The sequence below is a fragment of the Francisella sp. 19S2-4 genome (genome assembly GCF_036281795.1).
Taxonomy (GTDB): Bacteria; Pseudomonadota; Gammaproteobacteria; order Francisellales; family Francisellaceae; genus Francisella.
Map to the genome: position 1 here is coordinate 1 of NZ_JAWUZH010000020.1, position 21,159 is coordinate 21,159.

Below are 21,159 nucleotides of genomic sequence, written 5' to 3' on the forward strand. Positions count from 1 at the left end.
AAGGCTAAGTTTTTACTAAAAATAGCAAAAATATTCCTATTCATAGAAATTGAAAGATTTATTCAACAGTCTTTAATCTTATAGCTTTGGATGTTCCTTTTAATGATATAAGAGTCCAAAGCGATGAGTTATTTAGAGAGGAGGTGAGAAAGATTAAATCTCTTGGCTTTGATGGTAAGCTTTGTATACATTCTAGGCAAATAGATATGCTAAAAGAAGTTTTTAATGTTCCTGAAGTGAAAGAGCATTCAGTTGATCTTGGAAGTTCAGCTTTTGATCTTTAGATAAGAATAAATTTATTTAATTTCAGCTAATATTCTATGATAATTCTTAAAACGAGTAGGATTTATGTTACCTTGTTTTAATTGATTGACTATTTCACAGCCTTTTGAGTTCTCTTCATGAGAGCAGTTTCTAAATTGACATAGCCCTTTATATTTTTTGAAATCTAAAAAACCATCAAAAAGTTCTTCTCTAGATATATGCCATAGTCCAAATTCTCTAATACCTGGAGAGTCAATGATATTAGTATTATCATCTATTTCATATAGTGTGGAACAAGTCGTTGTATGACGTCCTTTTTTAGTTGAATCAGAAACCGCTGTGGTCTCAGTGATTTGTTCGCCAAGTATAGTATTAAGAGTTTCAGATTTACCAACACCAGATTGACCTAAAAATATTGATGTATGATTTTTAAGAGTATCTAGGAGTTTATCGATACCAATATTATTTTTTGCTGAGATATAAAATACTTTATAGCCAATATCTTTATATACATTTACTAAACCTTCTATAAATTCTTTATCTTCTGGTGTTTGGCTATCTATTTTATTTACTACTATGATTGGTTCAATGTCACTATTATGCAGAGCGGCTAAGTATCTGTCTATATAGTGCTCGACAGGAGCAGGCGAGTGAGTGATGATAATTACAGCATAATCAATATTCGCAGCAACATTTTTATTCTTACGTTGATATTGGTTTGGGCGGGATATTAAATTTTTCCTTTCTAATAATTTTGTAATTACATATGTTGAATTAGTATATTCAAGCTCAACATTATCACCGACAGTAAGTTCACCTTTGAAATTACTGCGATATAGTGCTGAGACTTTCTCATTATTGGTTAGTTTTACTAAAATATTACCACCAAAATTTGTTATGATTTTTCCTTGCAAAGATTTAAATAAAAGTTATTTCTTATTAAAATTTATTATAAGCTTTATTAATTAAATTGTTAATAATAACTCTCAAGTTATTTGAATAAGATTAAGTTCTTTGTTACTATCAAAAAAGTCTTTTGGATTTTATAAGGATAATAAGGAGAAATAATGAATAAAACAAAAATCTTAAGTTTAATGGCTTTAGCTGCTTTAGGAACGTCTATATCTTATGCAGCTGATAATGCTAAAGTAGATACAAAAGATAATCTTTCGCCGGAAGGCTATTGGGTACAGTTTGATGAAGATCCTGATGCAGGTCGTGGTATGCCAGAGGGTATTATTCATACGTATTTTGCAAAAGATAGTAAGTATGGTAAGAAAGGAACTCTACAAATGGAGATAGCTGTTCCATTAATGACTGTAGACCCTTCTTCAGGTAAGCCAGTTAAACCAAAAGCAACTTGTAATAACTGTTCAAACGGATCTTATAACGGCTTTAATTATAAAGGTAAAAATGCTCCTTTAGAAGGTTTTGTGTTTGCGGGTAATATGCAAGAACAAAGTGGTACAGCTCAAGCACCAGCTAAAGGACCTATGTATGACAATGGTGGTGTGATAAACCCTAATGATGGTAAGATCTATGCTGCATCGGCACAAGTTCAAGACAATGGTAAAAGCATGTATTCTAAAGCTGCATATATCGTATGGGGTAAAGAACTAGGAAGCAAAGCTGCTCATTGGCAAAGAATAACAAAAGCAGACTACGAGAAAGTTAAAAAAGATTGTGGTGTGGATGCTAATGGAAACTATACTAATAAAGATAAGAAAGTAACTGGCGAATGTATAGATTATCCAGTATCTCAGTTTGGAGTGAAAAGTCCTGTTTAACTAATAACATTTTTTCTTTATACTTTCTTCTAAAATCATTTTCCAAATTTAAACATATAGTGCTAAGAAAAATTATATTAATTTTTTTATTTACTTATTTTGCTAGTTGCTATGCTAATGAGAAAAAACTTTTAGCTAATGGCTATTGGTTGCAAAAAGATAAAACCACAAGCACTAATGTTTCAGTTATTCATGCATACAATAATGACCAAGGAAATTTGAATGCTGAAATCTTTGTACCATTATCAAATGTTGATTATAACAAAGTACATGCTCCGATTATTTATTGTAAAGAATGTGGAAAAGGCAATGCTTATGGTAATAAATATGATTACTCTAGCGGTCAAGATAAATATCAAGGGTTAGAGTTTGTTTGGGGAATGCAAAAGAATGATTATTATGAAAATAATAGCAAAGGTCCTTTGTATGCCAATGGTGCGGTTTTAAATCCACATGATGGTAAATATTATCATGTACAAGCTCAGACTATTGAATATGGTAAGAAAATATACGTTAGGGCATTTTGGGGGCTATTAGGTAAGAATGAGTATTGGGAAAGAATCTCGAAAACAGAGGCTAAAAAGATAAGAAAATTATGTGGTTTAACCAAAGATAATATTTACCCTTATGAAGATAAAAATGGCAAAGTAATAAATCAAAAGCTCTTTGAAGAATGCTCAACAAGAGATTTTGTAAAAGATCCTATATAAATTAAGATGTAAAAATGAATGATTATCGCCAAATAAAAATATTACCAGAAAATCTAGCAAATCAAATAGCTGCTGGAGAGGTTATTGAAAGACCTTCTTCTGTAGTGAAAGAGTTAGTTGAGAATTCTATAGATGCTGGAGCAACTGAGATAACTATTGAAATCCAAGAAGGTGGTAAATCTCTAATTAGAATCAGAGATAATGGTAGAGGGATTACACAGGATGATTTAAAATTAGCTTTGGCGCCTCATGCAACAAGCAAAGTTTATACCCTTGAAGAGTTAGAATCTGTTGCAAGTATGGGCTTTCGTGGAGAAGCTCTGGCGAGTATTGCATCTGTTTCAAAGCTAAAGATTATCTCAAAACATCAGGATTTAGATGATGCTTGGCAAATCAATAACCAAACTAGAGAGGTTGTACCAGCTGCACATGTGACAGGGACAACTATTGAGGTTAGTGAGCTATTTTATAATACGCCAGCTCGACGCAAGTTTTTAAAGAAAGACAATACTGAGTTTTTACATATTTCTGATTTACTTAAGAAATATATGCTTTGCTATTTTGGTATAGCTTTTAGACTTATTCATAATGGTAAAGAGGTCAAAGATCTATTATTAGCAGAAGATGCACAGCTTAAATATAATCGTGTTTTAGATTTATATAGTCGTGATTTTATTGAAAATGCTATCTATATAGATAAAGAAGTTGGTGATGCTCATCTATGGGGTTGGGCAGCTAGTCCGAGGTTTAATAGAGCTAGAGCAGATATGCAGAGTTTCTATATAAATGGGCGTATTATCAAAGATAAAATTGTCACTCATGCGATAAAAAATGCTTATAAAGATGTAATGTATGGCAATAGATATCCGGCATTTTTACTTTATCTTGATATGGATTATAAAGAAGTGGATGTAAATGTTCATCCTGCTAAGAGTGAAGTACGCTTTAGAAACCAAAAATTTATCTATGATTTTATTTTTGGTACTGTAAATAAAGCTATAACTACAAGTGCTGATATAGAAGTTGATAAACCTACTCTTCGTGATAACAATATCCAAGAAAGATCAAGTAGTGTAAATAATCCGCTTAATATTGGTAATATGAGTTTGGATATCAGTATAGAAGATCAAGAAGAGACTGACTCAAATACTAATCTACTTGATAAATATTTAAATAATCAAACTACTCAAGAAAATGAAATTCATATATCACAAAAGCCAAAATCTAATGGTTTAGGTCAAGCTATCTGTCAGATTCATGGTATATATATTCTCTCGCAAGTAGATGATGGTGTGGTACTTGTGGATATGCATGCTGCACACGAGAGAATCCTCTATGAAGAAATGAAAAAAACTTGGCATGCAGATGCTGATAAATTTAAGCAGAATCTTCTAGTTCCTCTAACTTGTCAGCTATCAAGTAGTATAGTTGCAGCTATTGATGAAAATATTGAAGTTTTTGAGAAGCTTGGTTTTGAAATATCTATAGTAGCTGATGATGCTGTGCTTGTGCGAGCAGTGCCAATCTATGTTAAAAGCAAAGATATTCAAGAGTTAATATCAAATGTAGCTACAGAGCTAGTATCCTCAGGTAAGACAAAAAGTGTTGAGTTTTACCTAAATCATATTTTGGCTACAGTATCTTGCCATGCTGCTGTACGAGCTAATGATAAGTTAAGTATTCCAGAAATGAATCATCTATTAAGACAGATGGAGACTGTTGAAAACTCAGGCCAATGTAATCATGGCCGACCAACTTGGGTGAAGCTTAATTTTGCGCAGTTAGATAATTTCTTTTTAAGAGGGCGATAATTAAATAAATATTACCTCTGAATATTAATCTTTTAACAATTATAAGTTTCGCCTCATCGATTTTAATTGATAGAATAATTATCAAAGATACTGATAATTAAACACTAGTATGACTCTAGAAAGAAAAGTAGCAAAAGTATTTAATCTAACGGATGATAACTGGATGAAGCATGCTAACCCATGGAGTGTTTGGACAAGATATTCTGTGCTTCCTTTAATTGTATTAGCATTTTGGAGTCGTATTTGGATAGGTTGGTGGTGTGTTATCCCAGGTGTTATTTCTTTATTGTGGATGTTTTTAAATCCAGTGTTTTTTAGTAAGCCTCTCTCAACAAAAAATTGGGCCTCTAAGTCTGTATTAGGCGAGAGAGTTTATTTAAATAGAGATCGCATCGAGATACCAGATATTCATAAAACTCCTTTATATAGTATCCTTAATATAATTTCTTCTATTGGAATGATACTAGCAATTTGGGCTATTATTTATTACTCTGTTTGGGGAGCTGTTTTTGGTACAGCATTAGCATATATAGGAAAAAGCTGGTACTTGGATCGTATGGTTTGGTTATATGAGACAATGAAATCAAAAAATAAAGAATATCAGAGTTGGGAATATTAAGTAATAGCTTAAATCTTGTTTATAGTTTCGCTACTTACTACGTAAGTTATAGCGACATACTTTTTTCATGGCAGAAAAAGTATGCAAAACTGCCTAGCACTACGCTATTGTAGTTTAAAACAAATGGAAAATAAAAAGCTCACCTCTTTCAAACAGCTTTATTTTCTAGTCATTTGCTTTTAAAACTACTTGTTGATAGATCTTATATTGCTATAGTTTTCACAAGTGTTTATATTAAATTATATGGAGTAAATAAAGTGCCATAATAATGAAAATGAACAATCAATCAAAAGAAATGTATTATAAATCAATATATTTTGATCTTCCCTTTCTTATTTTTGTTAAAGATGGTTTTAAGGATAAGGAGCTTGAAGAGTGGTTTAATGCATATAAGAATAAAAAAGATCTTCCTTACTCGCGATATGCTCCTAATTGTAAAAAGAATGATAGATTTATTATAGGGAGTAGAGCTCCTGTTTATATTCCTAGTAAAATAGAAAAAGCATATATTGTTAAGATTTATGATGTATTTGTAGGTATTCAATTCTTACGTCGTATTACACAGAATAAATCAGTTGATCTTTGTGGTGAGATAGAGGGTGATAGGACTGGTAGAGCATCTTTTTCCTCTGTTCGTATTAATTTTGATTTAAAACAGTTTGACATAAAAAAGTTTCATAATACTAAATATTTTATTAATTTAGCAATAGAAGCTGTTAATAAGTTTATTGAGCATTATAGAGTCATTACAGGTAAATTTTATATAAGATCAATAACTCCGGCTATAATTCAAGAGTTTTTTGTTTTTGATAGTTATAAAGATAATTCTACTATTACTAAAATTTATGTGACAGATAAATCAATCCTAAATGATGAAAAAAATGATAATTTATTTTCTGGTCTTATTTATCATATGGATGCAACAATGAGAGGCATGGGGGGATCTATACTAGATAAAGAAGATTTAGAATTAAGACAAGTATTAGATAAAGATATTGAGCCATCAATTATTAAAACTTTGCAGCTTGAAGTTGAAGACAAGCTAGATTTAAGAGAATGGAGATTAGCAGCAATAGAGTCAGCCGTATTGTTTGAAACTTTTTTAAATATAAGACTTAGAGATGCATATAAGAAATTAGGGTTATCTGATGCGGAAATTGAAAATAAGTTTCATAAAAATGATCGCCATAGAACACCACTATCTTCATATAAAATAGCAGAATTATTAGTCAAAGATGCTTTAGGCTTTGATTTTTCATTAACTAGTGAATTTAGAGAGTGGTGCCGTAATACAAAGGATTTAAGAAATGAAGTAGTCCATGGAAAAAAATATAAAGTAACTAAAGAAGAGGCTGTACTTAGTTATGACTCTGTTAAAAAAAGTATAAGCGTAATTTCAGGATATTTGTAGCATAGATGTTTATTTGTTCAATATTATTCAAATGCTCTCAACCTCTAAAGTAGTTACTCCTCCAAATACTTGCTGATCTATATCTTGCTTATAAATATTTTTAATATAGAATTTCCTTAGATTATTTGTGTCTGCATTTTCAGTGATTAATTTAGTCTTATGACTTAAAAAATCTTATTTTAGATAGGTATTGGTATGCTTAATTATTTTAAAGCTAGAAGTAGATTATTTAGCAATAGCTCTTTTAGTTATGCTTGTATTATGAGCATTTGTAATGCTGTCGTTGTAGGTATGGCTTATATATCTATTAGCTGGCATTTACTAACTTTGAAGAACAATATTGAGGTTATAATCTTATTTATATTTTCATGGTGGATATTTGGAGTTATATTATCTCCAATTACAGGATATTTTGCTGATCTTGTACCTAGACGGGTAATTATCGTTACTGTTAATTTATTAAGGGTAATATTGCTTCTTGTATTTATATTTCTCACTAGTTTGGATACTGTTGGGAAAGTATATTTATTTACAGGTATTTGGGGAATTATATTAGCATTTTTTATGCCAGCAATGATGATAATGTCTCGAGAGTTATTTCCTAATGATGATGTTCTTCTTTATGCAAATAGTACTATGGATGGATTATTTGAGTTTGGGATGGTAATAGGTATGTCACTAGGGGGGATGCTTATAGTGTATTTTGATATGCATCAGATTATGATGATTATGCTAGTTGGATGCATTCTTGCAACACTATGTAGTTTTATGATTATCCCTAAGAGAAAGGTAAAAAAGAATGAAGGTAGTTTCTTAGATAACTGGAAAGAAGTTTTTAGTTATCTAAATCAAAATAAACCACTTTATTGGTGCTATTTTGCTCAAGTTGGTATTACATGTATATATATGATTGCTCCAATCTTTATATCGCCATATGCTAAAAATATTCTTCAAGCTTCATCATTAGAGTTTGGTTTGATAGAAGTGGCATTTTCGGTAGGCTTTATTGTTGGAAGTATCCTTTTGCCTTATATGATAGAGAGGGTATCACCAAGATTGACATTAATTCTTTCTATGTCTTTCTCAGCTTTGATGTATATATGTTTAGCTTTAAATCATAGTGTGAATTTTGCAATTTTATATTACTTTATCGCAGGTATATTTATATCATCATGGGTGATAGCTGTAACAATAGCTCAGAAAAATACACCTATAAACTTACAAGGTAAAATCCAAGGTGTTTCATATGGTTTATCTGGTCTAGTTGTGATGTTTATGTATACGATATTTTTTGTAATTAATTATATCGATCCACTGCCTAGCAACGAGTGGTTTTATATATTAGCGATATTAGCATTATGTACTTTATGGCCAATATTTAAAGGCCTGAAATCTATGAAGTAAATAAGTTATATAAGATTAGAAAATAAATTATTGTTCTAAATTATCTAGAAATTTCTCAGCATCTAGTGCAGCCATACAGCCAGTACCAGCAGAAGTTACTGCTTGTTTGTATATATGATCAGCCACATCTCCAGCAGCAAATACACCTTTGATATTTGTTTGAGTAGCATCACCAGCTAGACCAGATTTAACTTTGATATAGCCATTTTCCATTTCAATCTGACCTTCAAATATACCAGTATTTGGAGTATGACCAATAGCAATAAATACTCCCATTACATCTATTTGAGATTCCTCATTAGTTTTGACATTTCTAACACGTAGTGCATTTACACCCATATCGTCACCAAGAACTTCTTCTAATGTTGTATCCCAAATAATATTTACATTACCATTCTCAGCTTTTTCCATTAGTTTATCGATAAGGATTTTCTCAGATCTAAGCGAATCTCTACGATGAATTAGTGTCACAGATTTGGCAATATTTGACAAGAAAAGGGCTTCTTCAACCGCAGTGTTACCACCACCAACTACAGCAACATCTTTGTTCTTATAGAAAAAACCATCACAAGTAGCACAAGCAGAGACACCTTTACCCATAAATTTCTCTTCTGATTCTAGTCCTAGATACCTAGCAGTAGCTCCAGTTGCGATAATTAGGGCATCACAAGTATATTCTTCTAATTCGCCTGCTAGTTTTAAAGGTTTAGTTTGTAGATCTACAGAGTTAATAGTGTCATATATGATCTGTGTATCAAATCTTTCAGCTTGTTTTTGTAGTTTTTCCATAAGCTCTGGACCCATGATGCCATCAGCTTCACCTGGCCAGTTATCAACATCAGTAGTTGTTGTAAGTTGTCCACCTGGTTGCATCCCTGTGATTATTACAGGGTTTAGATTTGCACGAGCTGCATAGATTGCTGCAGTATATCCAGCAGGGCCAGATCCTAAGATTATTAATTTATGATGATTTGCCATTTTAAAAGGTTCTTTAAAATATGATTATGGCGAAATTATAGCATAGTGCTTAAGTAAGTGAAATTTTGAAATTATTATCTTAAGAAGTTTATTTTGATAAAAGATATTAGTTGATCTATTTCGTTACTAATCTCCTGATGTCTTTATATTTTATATAAGACTTTTTATCTCAGCAAAATCATCGATATAAGCAAAGCTATCTAGAGCTTTAAGATTAACACCATTGTGATAACCATAACTTAGCATTATAGCTTTTACATTTGCTTCTTTTGCACATAGGAAGTCATTCATTGAGTCGCCAATCATTAGACTTTCTTCAGCTTTAGCATTTAGTTTATCCATAGCAAAGAGTAGAGGCTCAGGATAAGGTTTATAGCTAGATGTAGTATCGCCACCAATTATCATCTCAAAGTAATCAATTAACCCTAAATGTGTTAGAGACTCTATGGCATCTTGCTCATATTTATTTGTAACTACAACCATTTTTATATTTTTACTTTTTAAAAACTCAAGCGTTTCAGGTACATTAGGATATACTTTGCTATTAGCACTATTAAGAGACTTATATGTTTGACTTACAATTTTGACACCTTCATCAGCTATAGATTCAACATATTGCTTATCATCAAAATCTAAAGCCAATACTTTTCTAACAGTTGTAGGGTAGCCCTTGCCAACGATGTTTGCGATGACATCTTCAGAAATAGGTTTAAGTCCAAAGTGTTTACGCATAGTATTTGTAGCAACTGTAATATCTCCAACAGTATTGACAAGAGTACCATCAAGATCAAAGAATATATTTTTTATCATAGTTTGAAATTTATTAGAAAACTTAGATTACAAGGTTATAGTTAAGCGTTACTAAAATCTAGGATTAAGCTTATAAAAAGAGAAAATATAAATTTGTGATAATTTGTTTATGAGTAATGTAGTTTTGCTTTAATTGCAGATATCTCATCAACTTGACTAGTTTTGATCTCTAGAGCAGAGCTAGGAAATGCAGTAGTTCTAGTATCACGTAAGATTTTTTTAGAAGCAGAACCGTGGATATTTGTTACTTTTGTAACTTCTAAGATTTCTCTTACATTCTGAGAGTTAATTCCGCCACCTGGCATTATCTGAATCTGGCTACCAAAATTCTGTTGTAATGATTTTACAGTTTCTAATCCTTCTATTACATTTAAGCCAGCTCCCGATGTAAGAATTCTATCAAACCCAAGCTCAATAACTTCTTGAGTACTAGCATGAATGTCATTGGCTATATCTATAGCTCTATGGAATGTCAGCTCTTTTTTAGCTTGTTTTGTAAGTTTGATAAATGGTTCTAGAAAATCTTTATCAACTTCATTTTGCTTAGTTAAAGCTCCGATAACTATGCCATCTACATCTAGGTCAAGCATTGTTTTTAGATCATCAAGCATGATTTGTTGATCTATAGAGTCGTAATAAAAATCGCCAGCACGATGGCGAATAATAGGTTGTAACGATCCTTTGAAATTAGCTTTAGCAAATTTTACCAAGCTAGGAGAGGGGGTAAGACCTTCAACCCCTAATGCTGAGCATAACTCAAGTCTATCAGCACCTGCTTTTTGGGCATTAAGAATGGATTGATAATTATCAATAGATATTTCTAGTTTTATCATTTGTTAAAATATTAGTAATAATTTATTTAATTTATTATAGCTCAATAATATTAATAAACTAATTGTTATTCAGCTTGCAGATAGCCAGTTTTTTAGCTATTTTTAGGAAAATTATTTATTATAAATTCATTTAGCATTCTAACTCTATATGGTTGGAACTGTTTATAAGGGTAGATTAAACTAATCACATTATCAGGTTTATCATTTGCATTTAGGGTGACTTTGTAGTCTGGTAATATCTGAATAAGTTCACCAGAGTCTAGATCTTTTTTTATATCCCAGTATGATTTTGAAGCTATGCCATATCCTCTTAGACACATTTTACGACTTATATAGCCATTATTAACAATACATGATGGATTTAGGTTAATTTCAAGTTTATTATTTTGAGGGTCTATTAAATACCAGTTTTTAATCGCGGTACCATTTATTTTTATAGTAATAAAATCACAATCTTTTAAGATATTTATGTCATTGATATTAGTGATATTCATTTTCTTTAGATATTTTGGGCTAGCGCATAATATTCTGTAGCTTTTGATTAATTTTTTTGCGATGAAATTACTATTTTGTAAGTTACCTTGCCTAATCGCTATATCAAAAGGAAATTGATTATAAGAAACTATATCATCAGTGAAAAGAATATCATATTTGACCTTGGGGTTAATTTCACTAAATTTATCTAATATTGGCAGTATAAATTGTTCGCCAAGGTCAAAAGGTATAGTCAATCTAATAAGACCTTCTGCTTTATTTATATTAGCTTGAATATTTTCTTTTATACAATTTAATTCTTCTAAAAGTTTAACTGCTGATTGGTAGAGCATTTCACCAGCTTTTGTAACTTCAATTTTTCTAGTAGTTCTAACTAATAACTTTGCATCATAGTAGTCTTCTAATGCACTAATTTTATTGCTTATACTTGCTGGAGATAAATAAAATTCTCGTCCTGCAGCTGATAGATTTCCATGATTTATTACAGCTACGAATAGCTGTAGTTCAGATAGCATTTTCATTTTTCAGTTTTTCTGAAAAGTGTTTTTATTATTTTGCATATTATCATTAAAAATATAAAAAGTATAATACTCATAGTTTTACAAAATTTGATAATTAGATACTAAAGTATTTTTATCTTATCCTCATTCGGAGATTTATAATGAAAAAAAGTCTAATTCCCTTAATGTTAGGGGCTCTTACCATAGGAATTACAGAATTTATTATGATGGGAATTTTGCCGCAAATATCGCAATATTTTCAAGTGAGCATTCCTCAAGCAGGGCATTTAATTAGTATTTATGCGTTAGGTGTTATTATTGGGGCTCCAGCCTTAGTATTATTTTCAAAAAAACTTAGTCCAAGATCATTATTAATAGCATTAAGTATTATGATAGCTTTGTTCAATAGTTTATCTATTTTCTCGACAAGTTATGATTTTCTAATGGTTACAAGGTTCTTATCAGGATTACCACATGGTGCTTTCTTTGGAGTTGGAGCAATTGTTGCTATGGAAGTGGCAGACAGAGGTAAACAGTCTTTAGCGATTGCGTTGATGTTTACTGGATTGACGATAGCTAATATTATTGGCGTACCATTGGCAACACATTTAGTTTTAATAACTAGCTGGCAAGCAGCATTTGTTATAGTTGGATTAATAGGAATTGCGACAACTATTACTACTATATTATGGATACCTCATGTTGATCTAAATAAAGAAGAATCGAATAATAATACTTCAACTTTAAAAGTCATGATGAGATTAGATACATGGTTAGCATTTGGTGTAGTATCATTAGCATTTGCAGGATTATTTGCTTGGTATAGTTATATATCTCCGATGATGATAAATATTACACATATTTCAGAGAACTCAATTCCTTATGTATTATTTTTCGTTGGTTTAGGAATGTTTAGCGGAAATATATATGGTGGTAGACTAACTGATAATGTAGGTGCTTTAAATGCTACTATTGCTAGTTTAATAGGTTTGTTAATAGTTTTATTATTAGCGTATCTGTTAATAGATTATAAATTTATCTCTGTAGTATTAAGTTTTGGAATTGGTTTTTTTGCCTTTGGATTAGCTCCATCAATTCAAACATTGTTGATAAAAGTGTTCAAAGGTGCTGAGATGTTTGGTTCAGCTGTTAGCCAAGCAGGTTTTAATATAGCGAATGCTTTAGGAGCTTTTTTAGGAGGGTTACCTATAGCTTATGGATTTGCTTATTCTAGTAGTATTATCTCTGGGATAATTCTTTCTTTAATAGGGGCGGGATTATTATTTATTTTGAAATATAGAACTTTAAAGCTAGCAAAAAGTTAAGGCACTATAGTTCTCTTAGAGATAAATTATTAATTAAGCATTTATTTTTAAAATAAAACATATGGATTTAAAATGAGTAAAATTCTTATAATAAATGGTAAAAAAGACTTTGGACACTCAAAGGGTGCGCTTAATCAATACTTGGCAGATTTATCTGAAAGTCATCTAATAAGCTCTGGTCATGAAGTAAAGGTTACTAATATTGATAGTGGCTATAATATTGATGAAGAGATACAAAAATGGTTATGGGTTGATACGATAATTCATCAAATGCCAGGTTGGTGGATGGGACCACCTTGGATTGTCAAAAAATATCTTGATGAAGTTTTGACAACAGGACATGGAGTATTATATGCAAGCGATGGTAGATCTCGCTATGATGCTACTAAAAAATATGGCTCTGGTGGATTACTTCAGGGCAAGAAATATATGCTATCTTTAACGTGGAACGCTCCTATGGAAGCCTTTACTGAAAAAGATCAATTTTTTGAAGGTGTTGGAGTAGACGGTGTATATTTACATTTCCATAAAGCACATCAGTTTCTTGGAATGTCGCCATTACCTACATTTATCTGTAATGATGTGATGAAAGATCCAAAAATAGAAGAATATACATTAAATTATAAAAAACACTTAGATAACTTGGATTTAAAATGATTCATTAAGAAATAATAATGGTAATACTTATATCTGTAATATTTTCTTTCGTAGCTAGCTTACTTTCTAGTATGTTAGGAGGAGGTTTTGGACTCTTATCAGTACCGACAATATATTGGATAATAACTCACTTTTACCCAATGCTTGATCATAAGATGCAAATGACCATAGCAACAGGATCTTGTGCATCAATTACATTAGGACTTATCTCTAGTATTAAGCATATGAGATATAAGAATATCGATTTCACTCTGTATAAATCATGTATATATTTTATGATTATAGGGGTGCTTATAGGAGCTATTTTAATGATGATTACAAATAGTGAGAGTTTAAAGAAAACATTTGCTATCGCTGTATTTATAATAGCTATATGGATGATGAAATTTAATATCCAAAATTCAAAGAAAATAAATTTTAAAAAATATCAATTTAATAGCATGTCAACATTTCTTGGAGGCATATCAGCTTTTCTAGGATTATCAGTTTTTAATGTACCATTTTTTGTAAGTGCTGGTATAAACCTTAGAAAAGCAATTGGAACATCAGTACTACTAGTTTTTACATATTCTACAATAGTCGGGTTATTTCTAATTATTATGGGCATATCAATCAGTGGGGTTAGCTCAAATCATATAGGGTATTTAGTCACACCAATATTTTTATCTACAATTATTCCGTGTGTGCTAGGTAGCTTAATAGGTGCTAGATTAGTAAATATCTTAGAGCAACATATATTAAAAAGGATATATGTTGCATTAATGTTTATAGTTTCGTTAATAATGTTAGTCTAGTTCTTAATATCAGTATTTGCTTAGAATGATATAAGTAATGTTATGTACTTGATATACTTAACTTTTATAGATAGTTTTAGATATTATTTATGAGTATTGAAATTCATACACAAAGAACAATAATTAAATTATTAGAACCAAGTAATGCGCAACTAATGTTAAATTATTATTTTGGTAATAAGAAACATTTAGATCCTTGGGAACCTATAAGAGATAAAGATTTTTATACACTAGAGAATTTCTCTAAAATTTTGGAACAAAATCAACAAGAGTTCAAGAATAAATCATCTTTAAAACTTGTGGCATTAAACAAAGATAGTACTGAAATCATTGCTATCTGTAATTTCTCAAATATTGTTTATGGAGTGTTTCAAGCTTGTAATCTTGGATATTCTTTAGCAGAAAAATATCAAGGAAAAGGGTTAATGACAGAGGTTTTAGAATCAGCAATCAACTATGTATTTGAAGAGTTTGATTTACATCGAGTTATGGCAAATTATATACCTTCAAATATTCGTAGTGAAAGGGTGTTGTTAAAGCTGGGTTTTGAAAAAGAAGGATTAGCAAAATCATATCTTAAAATAGCAGGGAAATGGCAAGATCATATTCTTACAGCAAAGATAAATCCAAAGCATAAAATGTTATAACCTGTTTTATGATCTTAATAAAATTAGCTATACTTCATTTAAGAAAATTAATTTTATAGAGTTTTTATGAGTCAATTATTTATAGTTTATCTTGGTGGTAGTGCACCAAAAGCAAATATCGAGTTACATGACATACAGTTTGTAATTGGAGATACTATCGAAGATACTTACGAGCAACTTAGACAGAACTGGTTTGGTACAGTCAAAGGTTTACACATGGATAGTTACAAGTCTGTGAAGGGTGCAGATGGATACCAAATATCACTTCAAGATAAGCCTCAAAATTTTAATAAGAAATTATATTTTGTAAACCTCGGTGGTTATGATGAGTCTAAGCTAAATGAGCTACATGAATTTGCATTATTTGTTGCTGCAGATATAACAGAAGCAAAAGAAAAAGCTAAGAAAAACTTACTAAAAAACTCATTACATCAGCATAAAGATAATCTTATGGAAGTTGATGATTGCTTAGAGCTTAGTTCTATAGACGGTAAGTATATTCACTTAACTCCAAGTGATGAAGAATATGATTTAAAACCTGATTGGTTTGGATATAGGGTGATTGGGTGATTAAGGTTTCAGAAGATATTTCTCTTGAAAAGTTATTGATTAGTGATTCTAAAAAAATCTTAGAGTTAGTTAATGAGAATAGAGGAGTACTTTATTACTTAGATTGGGTTGATGATGTTAGATGTATTGAATCTGCAAGAGAGTATATATCTAAGAGGATACAGAGAACATCATTAAGAGCTGAATGTTATAAGGTTATATTGAATAATCAAATTATAGGAGTATTTAATATAAAATATATTTGTCATCGGAGATCTGAAGCAGAAATTGGTTATTGGTTGGCTAAATCGGCACAAGGCTTTGGAGTTGTGTCAAAAGCAATAGCTTCAATCAAAGAATATTTAAGAGATAGAAAAATTAAAACAATAAAAATTTCCTGCCTTAATAAAAATGAACCAGGTATAGCTGTAATATCAAAAGCAGGTGGTGTAATGATAGGTTCTATAAAAGATTATAGAGTTATTGATGGTATGAGTTTTGATTTGAATTTATATGAAGTGAAGTTATATTAAAATATAAAAGGATTTTTCGCTACTTACTATGTAAGTTATCGCGACATACTTTTTTCATGGCAGAAAAAGTATGCAAAACTGCCTAGTACTAAGCTATCTTAGTTTAAGATAAATGGAAAATAAAAAACTCACTTCGTTCAAACAGTTTTATTTTCTAATCATTTATTTTTGAAACTTCTGATCGCTAATGTACTTTTTAAATATAGTTATAAAATTAACAGATTTTATAAAAGATTATATAGACTTAAGATCTAAGCTAATAAGGCTTTGAAATAGCTTGTGTAGCACTAACATCTTTATGGATTTTTTGAAAAGCTAGAGTAAAGTCTTGTTTGCTACCGATATATTGATATGCTTTATCAAGGAAATCTGACTGATTAATTTTTGTAGCATCAAAAGGTTTAGTTTTCCACTCTTGACCAACTTGAATCAATGTGTTTTTAAACTTCATTAATTTAAAAATAGCGACTTCACCAGGAGCATTGTTATAAGCTTTTATATCCTTATTAGTTAGTGACCCGCATAATAAAATTACTATACTGGATGATTTAGTTTTTACAGCATTAAGAACCTTAATATTATGATTACATGAACTTGAAAAACCATTTAGAATAAAAGCTTGATATTGTGAAACACTAATTTTACCCTCTTTGTCATAGATGCTTGCTATTGTATATATTTCATTCCAACTATCAAATTTTTGTCCTGTAGGTATTTGCTCATATAAAAAGCCTCCTCCTTTTTGGTCTCTATAGACATCACCAACTAGACCAGTACTAAACCATATAGGATATGGATATGTTAATGAGGCATCAAACACCTTCATTGTCTGAATAGAATTTTTGACCTGATCTTTCGACATGCCCATGTAATCTTTTTCTGCTGAGTAAGAGGCACTAAGAAATAATATTATAATTAAAGTTGATAAGAGTAATTTTTTCATTTAGAGATATTTTTATTTTAGATATATTGATTATAGTGAATTTATATCTAGAAATACATTTATATGCTTAAAAAGCCAAATAGATTTATGTTTTACAAAATCAACCTAGCTTGTTTTTTAATAGGCTCTTCCATATCATCAGTCCAAACCCAGTAAAAGACTGGTTCGCTACCTTTGAAACTTGCAACATAATAATTATCTTGATTATCAATTGCATGAATTGTTAGCTCATCTAAGTATCCAGTTTTCAAATGGCGTAAGTCTTTAGCAGCTTCTAACACAGCATCTTTTACAGACATTCCCATTTTCATATATAAAACTACAGATCTTGCAGTACTACAACGAATAGCCATCTCACCAGTGTGAGTACATGCACAAGCTCCATATCTAGAGTCAGCATATGAACCAGCACCGATAATTGGGCTATCGCCTAATCTACCAGGATAGCGCCAAGCCCAACCAGAAGTACTTGTAGCAGATGAAATAGTGTTGTTATGATCTTTTGATAGATACACAGTAGTATCAAAAACCTTTTCAGGATCTATAGCAAATTTGCTTAGCTCAATTAATGGGATATTAGGAAAGTTCGCTTTTTGCTCAGTAGTTAAATGTTTATCTAAATGCTCTTGCCATACTTTTTTAATCTCTGGTAATAGGTTATCAATTTTCGTAGCATTAATTTCATTTGCAAATTTATTAGCACCTTCAGCAACTAATATCTCATGATGTAATCTTTGCATAATTTCATAAGCGACTTCAACAGCATTTGCATAGCCTTTAAGAGCACCTATAGATCCTGTACGTAGATCATCTCCATCCATTACAGAAGCATCTAAAGTTACATTTCCTAGTATGTCAGGCCAAGAACCTCTACCTACGGTTTTAATAGAAGTGTCGTTTTCTACAAGTTTGATACCTTCAATTATAGATCTAAGGCCATTTTCTTTATTTTGGAGTCGTTTAAAGGCTTCTGGAACTCCTCCACGACCTTCATCATTTGCAATTAAAATCATTATTACACCCTAAGTTTAGTGAGTTTTTTTAATATAGGAGTTAATGCTAGCAATATAGCAGCCATAATAATTGCTGCAATAAAAAGCTTAAAGTATCCTGAAGCAAAGCTACTAGCTGGTGTATTTTTAGTAACAGCAATATGAGAGCTTATTATACCACCAAAAAATCCAGCATAAGCACTAATCGTCCACCATACCCCCATCATCGTTGATTTTAGATGTTCAGGAGCTAGACGAGTAACTAAGGCTAAACCAACTGGGGAAATACATAGTTCACCAAATACTAGCATTAGATAACATAGTAATAACCATATTACATTTGAATGCCCAGCATGGGCAGCTATAGATCCAGCTATACTTAAGAATAAAAAGCACAATGCAAGAAATACCAAACTAAGAACAAATTTAAATTCATCAGATGGTTCTTTGTTTCTCTGGCCTAGTTTTTGCCATAAAATAGCAAAGAAAGGGTTTATGATTATTAACAAGGTTAACTGTGTTGCCATAAGCGTAGTTACTGGCATATCAAAACCTAAAATATGCAGATCAATATTACTCTTTATGAATAAAGGTATACTAATAGATGTTTGGTTACTTAGTGACCAATAGAACAGCATAAATATTGAAAGTATTAATAAAATTGCAATATTAGTTTTTTGAGCTTTTCCAAGAGACTTCCATAGAGAGACTAAATAAACTAATAGAACTATTCCAGATAATGAAATTATTACCATGGATTGTGTTGGATGAGCTATTAGATAAGCAAAAACACATGCTGAAACTACTACGAATAAAATTATAGCGTACCAAACATTTAATCCTAAGAATAAATTCTTTTTCATAATTTCAAAGTTAGGTTCATCACAACTTTTAGGAAAATGTTTTTTACCTGATTCAAAAAATATTAATCCAAGTGCCATACCAAAAGCCGCTAAACTAAAGCCATAGTGCCAGCCAATCTTCTCACCGACATAGCCAACAACAAAAGTAGCTATTACAGCTCCAAGATTGATACCTGTGTAGAAGTAAGCAAAGCCCGAATTTCGTAGAGCTTCTTTATCATCATAAAGTCTACCAACCATAGTTGAGACATTGGCTTTGAAGAAGCCAGTACCAGCAGAGATACATCCCAAACCTAAAAATAGAGCAGTATCACTAGAGCCTGATAATGCCATAATTATATGTCCTGATATAATTGAGATACCACCGATTAGTACACAACGGCGATAACCAATCACTCTATCAGCTAATATGCCACCAACTGCAGTAGTGATATAAAGAAATGTTACATAACTACCGAATATTAAAGCAGCATTTGCATCTGTAAAGTTTAACTTCTGCGTCATGTATAGAATTAATATTGCTGCTAATCCGTAGTAACTGAAGCGTTCCCACATTTCTGCGAAAAATAAGAATTTGAGTCCTTTGGGGTGTTTTAGAGATTCCATTTGCGATTTTAAGTAAAAAAACAGTAAAATTCATTCTAAACAAACTTCTTGAGCAAGCCATTATTATTTTCAGCATTTGATATTTATAAGCTTAACTCATATAATCATCAAATTACTTAAATAAACCAATTTGGATATAATATTTATGAGCGTTAAAGGATCGTGTTTATGTGGCAGTGTTAACTTTGAAATAGATGGTGATTTTGAGAGTTTCTTTTTATGTCATTGCTCTTATTGTCGTAAAGATACAGGCTCAGCTCATGCAGCCAATCTTTTTTCAAATAATGCAAAGTTGAAGTGGAATTCTGGGCAAGAATTGGTTAAGAATTTTAAATTACCTGCAACTAGACATACAAAAAGTTTTTGTAAAGAGTGTGGCTCAGCTATGCCGATTGAAGTAGCAGCGCTAGGTTTGGTTGTTGTTCCTGCTGGTAGCTTAGATGATAATATTTCAATTAAACCAACGGCACATATCTTTACAGCAAGTAAAGCTAATTGGGATGAAAATTTTGAAAATGTTTATAGTTTTGAGGGTTATCCTCAAGCTTAAAAAAATTAGTATTCCTTACCATCCATTAATTTTTCAATGCCAACAAAAGCCACATTGAATATTACAGGGCCTAAGAATATTCCAATAAAACCAAAAGCTTGGATTCCTCCCATAATACCAATTAATGAGGCTACAAAACTGAGTTTAACTTGTTTATTAATAATCTTAGGTTGCATAATATTATCTGTAAAAATATTAAGTGCAAATCCAATTACTAAGATAATAATAGCTTTTGTTACACCATATATTACAAATACCGCAGCCCCTAAAAGTATATAAACAATACCAACCATAAATGGAATCATTGAAGCTATAGCTGAAACAAAGGCAAATAGTATTGGACTAGGTATAGATAATGCAGAGAAAGTGATTCCCATAATTATGCCAACAAGCATTGCTGTTAGAAATATTGCTAAGCTAACTCTACGAGTTGTTATGATCGCAGTAGAGATAAAGCTATCACTATCATGAAAGTCCTTTAAGACAATATTTTTGAAGAATTTCTCTACGGTTGAACCACTTACTAAAAATTGATAAACAAGTAAAATAGTTATTAAAAAGTCTGTTAGTAGACTTATAGATGTAGAGCCTATGTATCTGATTGCAGGTAAAATCTGTCCAAGATTAGCAATAATCTTTTCTTTATCGTGTTTAATTGCGCCTATTAGTTTATCAAAATACTGCTGCAGATAGTCTCCAGCATATGGTATCTTTGCGATAGAGTTGCTAAGTTGATTGAATGTTTGAGATAAAGATTCAGAATTTTGCAAATAAGAAATAATTTCTGTAATAGCATATGATATTGCAATTAGCATAGGAATAAAGATACATAATAAAATTCCCATAGCTATAAGGAAGCTACTTTTATGTCTACCTATGTGTTTTTCTAGATTTACTTGTACAGGAGCAAGTATTATTGCTAGAAGAGCTGCAAACAAGATTGGATAAATAAAAGGGTATAGCACCCATATAATTAATGCACCAATTAAGCATGTGATGCTAAGTTTTTTGATTATTGAATAAGATGTCATTTTACACTAAAGAATAGGAGTTTTATATTTTATAAGAATAACAATAT

The 21,159-nt window shown here is 31.0% G+C and carries 23 protein-coding genes; 14 read left to right on the plus strand and 9 right to left on the minus strand.

The genetic code is table 11. The features are described 5' to 3' along the window. Positions 1 to 143: 143 nt before the first annotated feature. Positions 144 to 284: a hypothetical protein gene (locus tag R8535_RS05800; RefSeq protein WP_329497350.1), complete on the plus strand. Its 141-nt coding sequence runs from the start codon at positions 144 to 146 to the stop codon at positions 282 to 284. 12 nt (positions 285 to 296) lie between these two features. On the opposite strand, the gene rsgA is transcribed toward R8535_RS05800, so the two are convergent. Then, positions 297 to 1,178, minus strand: a complete 882-nt coding sequence (gene rsgA / locus R8535_RS05805) for a ribosome small subunit-dependent GTPase A (protein ID WP_329497351.1) — start codon at positions 1,176 to 1,178, stop codon at positions 297 to 299. A gap of 153 nt (positions 1,179 to 1,331) precedes the next feature. Between rsgA and R8535_RS05810 the strand changes: the two genes are divergently transcribed. The 6 genes from R8535_RS05810 to R8535_RS05835 all read left to right on the plus strand — a co-directional run bounded on the left by R8535_RS05810 (position 1,332) and on the right by R8535_RS05835 (position 8,006). Next, on the plus strand, positions 1,332 to 2,051 hold the full coding sequence (locus tag R8535_RS05810) for a hypothetical protein (protein WP_329497353.1): 720 nt from the start codon (positions 1,332 to 1,334) through the stop codon (positions 2,049 to 2,051). A 59-nt stretch (positions 2,052 to 2,110) separates the two neighbouring features. Then, positions 2,111 to 2,761: a DUF2147 domain-containing protein gene (locus tag R8535_RS05815; protein WP_329497355.1), complete on the plus strand. Its 651-nt coding sequence runs from the start codon at positions 2,111 to 2,113 to the stop codon at positions 2,759 to 2,761. Between the two features lie 14 nt (positions 2,762 to 2,775). Beyond that, positions 2,776 to 4,572 (plus strand): DNA mismatch repair endonuclease MutL, encoded by a 1,797-nt coding sequence (gene mutL, locus R8535_RS05820; RefSeq protein ID WP_329497356.1) that lies wholly within the window; start codon positions 2,776 to 2,778, stop codon positions 4,570 to 4,572. 109 nt (positions 4,573 to 4,681) lie between these two features. Further along, positions 4,682 to 5,191, plus strand: coding sequence for a DUF6653 family protein (locus tag R8535_RS05825; RefSeq protein WP_329497357.1), 510 nt, complete (start codon positions 4,682 to 4,684; stop codon positions 5,189 to 5,191). Positions 5,192 to 5,459: 268 nt separating this feature from the next. Beyond that, positions 5,460 to 6,602, plus strand: coding sequence for a hypothetical protein (locus tag R8535_RS05830; protein WP_329497358.1), 1,143 nt, complete (start codon positions 5,460 to 5,462; stop codon positions 6,600 to 6,602). Between the two features lie 195 nt (positions 6,603 to 6,797). After that, on the plus strand, positions 6,798 to 8,006 hold the full coding sequence (locus R8535_RS05835; protein WP_329497360.1) for an MFS transporter: 1,209 nt from the start codon (positions 6,798 to 6,800) through the stop codon (positions 8,004 to 8,006). A gap of 27 nt (positions 8,007 to 8,033) precedes the next feature. Here the strand turns inward: R8535_RS05835 and trxB are convergent, their stop codons facing one another. The 4 genes from trxB to R8535_RS05855 all read right to left on the minus strand — a co-directional run bounded on the left by trxB (position 8,034) and on the right by R8535_RS05855 (position 11,643). Beyond that, complete coding sequence (gene trxB, locus R8535_RS05840; RefSeq protein WP_329497361.1) at positions 8,034 to 8,984, minus strand: thioredoxin-disulfide reductase; 951 nt, start codon at positions 8,982 to 8,984, stop codon at positions 8,034 to 8,036. A gap of 150 nt (positions 8,985 to 9,134) precedes the next feature. Next, positions 9,135 to 9,794, minus strand: coding sequence for an HAD-IA family hydrolase (locus R8535_RS05845; protein ID WP_329497362.1), 660 nt, complete (start codon positions 9,792 to 9,794; stop codon positions 9,135 to 9,137). 107 nt (positions 9,795 to 9,901) lie between these two features. After that, positions 9,902 to 10,627 (minus strand): copper homeostasis protein CutC, encoded by a 726-nt coding sequence (locus R8535_RS05850; protein ID WP_329497363.1) that lies wholly within the window; start codon positions 10,625 to 10,627, stop codon positions 9,902 to 9,904. 92 nt (positions 10,628 to 10,719) lie between these two features. After that, positions 10,720 to 11,643 carry a LysR family transcriptional regulator gene (locus R8535_RS05855; protein WP_329497366.1) on the minus strand — a complete coding sequence of 308 codons (924 nt, stop codon included), beginning with the start codon at positions 11,641 to 11,643 and terminating at the stop codon, positions 10,720 to 10,722. Between the two features lie 140 nt (positions 11,644 to 11,783). On the opposite strand from R8535_RS05855, the gene R8535_RS05860 reads away from it, so the two are divergent. The 6 genes from R8535_RS05860 to R8535_RS05885 all read left to right on the plus strand — a co-directional run bounded on the left by R8535_RS05860 (position 11,784) and on the right by R8535_RS05885 (position 16,127). Then, entirely contained in the window at positions 11,784 to 12,947 is a 1,164-nt protein-coding gene (locus tag R8535_RS05860) for an MFS transporter (protein ID WP_329497368.1), read from the plus strand. 72 nt (positions 12,948 to 13,019) lie between these two features. Continuing rightward, entirely contained in the window at positions 13,020 to 13,604 is a 585-nt protein-coding gene (locus R8535_RS05865; protein WP_329497370.1) for an NAD(P)H-dependent oxidoreductase, read from the plus strand. A 17-nt stretch (positions 13,605 to 13,621) separates the two neighbouring features. Continuing rightward, positions 13,622 to 14,398: a sulfite exporter TauE/SafE family protein gene (locus R8535_RS05870; protein ID WP_329497372.1), complete on the plus strand. Its 777-nt coding sequence runs from the start codon at positions 13,622 to 13,624 to the stop codon at positions 14,396 to 14,398. An 89-nt stretch (positions 14,399 to 14,487) separates the two neighbouring features. Further along, positions 14,488 to 15,045 (plus strand): ribosomal protein S5-alanine N-acetyltransferase, encoded by a 558-nt coding sequence (gene rimJ, locus R8535_RS05875; protein ID WP_329497374.1) that lies wholly within the window; start codon positions 14,488 to 14,490, stop codon positions 15,043 to 15,045. Between the two features lie 66 nt (positions 15,046 to 15,111). Beyond that, entirely contained in the window at positions 15,112 to 15,615 is a 504-nt protein-coding gene (locus R8535_RS05880) for a DUF1543 domain-containing protein (protein WP_329497376.1), read from the plus strand. Further along, positions 15,612 to 16,127 carry a GNAT family N-acetyltransferase gene (locus R8535_RS05885; RefSeq protein WP_329497378.1) on the plus strand — a complete coding sequence of 172 codons (516 nt, stop codon included), beginning with the start codon at positions 15,612 to 15,614 and terminating at the stop codon, positions 16,125 to 16,127. The genes R8535_RS05880 and R8535_RS05885 overlap by 4 nt, the downstream gene beginning before the upstream one ends. A 256-nt stretch (positions 16,128 to 16,383) precedes the next feature. Here R8535_RS05885 and R8535_RS05890 read toward each other — a convergent pair whose 3' ends face one another. The 3 genes from R8535_RS05890 to R8535_RS05900 form a co-directional block, all read right to left on the minus strand. After that, the gene (locus R8535_RS05890) at positions 16,384 to 17,070 is read right to left on the minus strand and encodes a hypothetical protein (protein WP_329497380.1); all 687 of its coding nucleotides are present in this window, start codon (positions 17,068 to 17,070) and stop codon (positions 16,384 to 16,386) included. Positions 17,071 to 17,162: 92 nt separating this feature from the next. Continuing rightward, positions 17,163 to 18,083 carry a N(4)-(beta-N-acetylglucosaminyl)-L-asparaginase gene (locus R8535_RS05895; RefSeq protein WP_329497382.1) on the minus strand — a complete coding sequence of 307 codons (921 nt, stop codon included), beginning with the start codon at positions 18,081 to 18,083 and terminating at the stop codon, positions 17,163 to 17,165. 2 nt (positions 18,084 to 18,085) lie between these two features. Beyond that, positions 18,086 to 19,531, minus strand: coding sequence for a peptide MFS transporter (locus R8535_RS05900; RefSeq protein WP_329497384.1), 1,446 nt, complete (start codon positions 19,529 to 19,531; stop codon positions 18,086 to 18,088). 145 nt (positions 19,532 to 19,676) lie between these two features. Here R8535_RS05900 and R8535_RS05905 point away from each other — a divergent pair, with 145 nt between their 5' ends. Continuing rightward, a complete protein-coding gene (locus R8535_RS05905; protein WP_329497386.1) occupies positions 19,677 to 20,081 on the plus strand; it encodes a GFA family protein in 405 nt (134 codons plus the stop codon). Positions 20,082 to 20,086: 5 nt separating this feature from the next. Here R8535_RS05905 and R8535_RS05910 read toward each other — a convergent pair whose 3' ends face one another. Beyond that, positions 20,087 to 21,112 (minus strand): AI-2E family transporter, encoded by a 1,026-nt coding sequence (locus R8535_RS05910; RefSeq protein ID WP_329497388.1) that lies wholly within the window; start codon positions 21,110 to 21,112, stop codon positions 20,087 to 20,089. Positions 21,113 to 21,159: the final 47 nt, after the last annotated feature.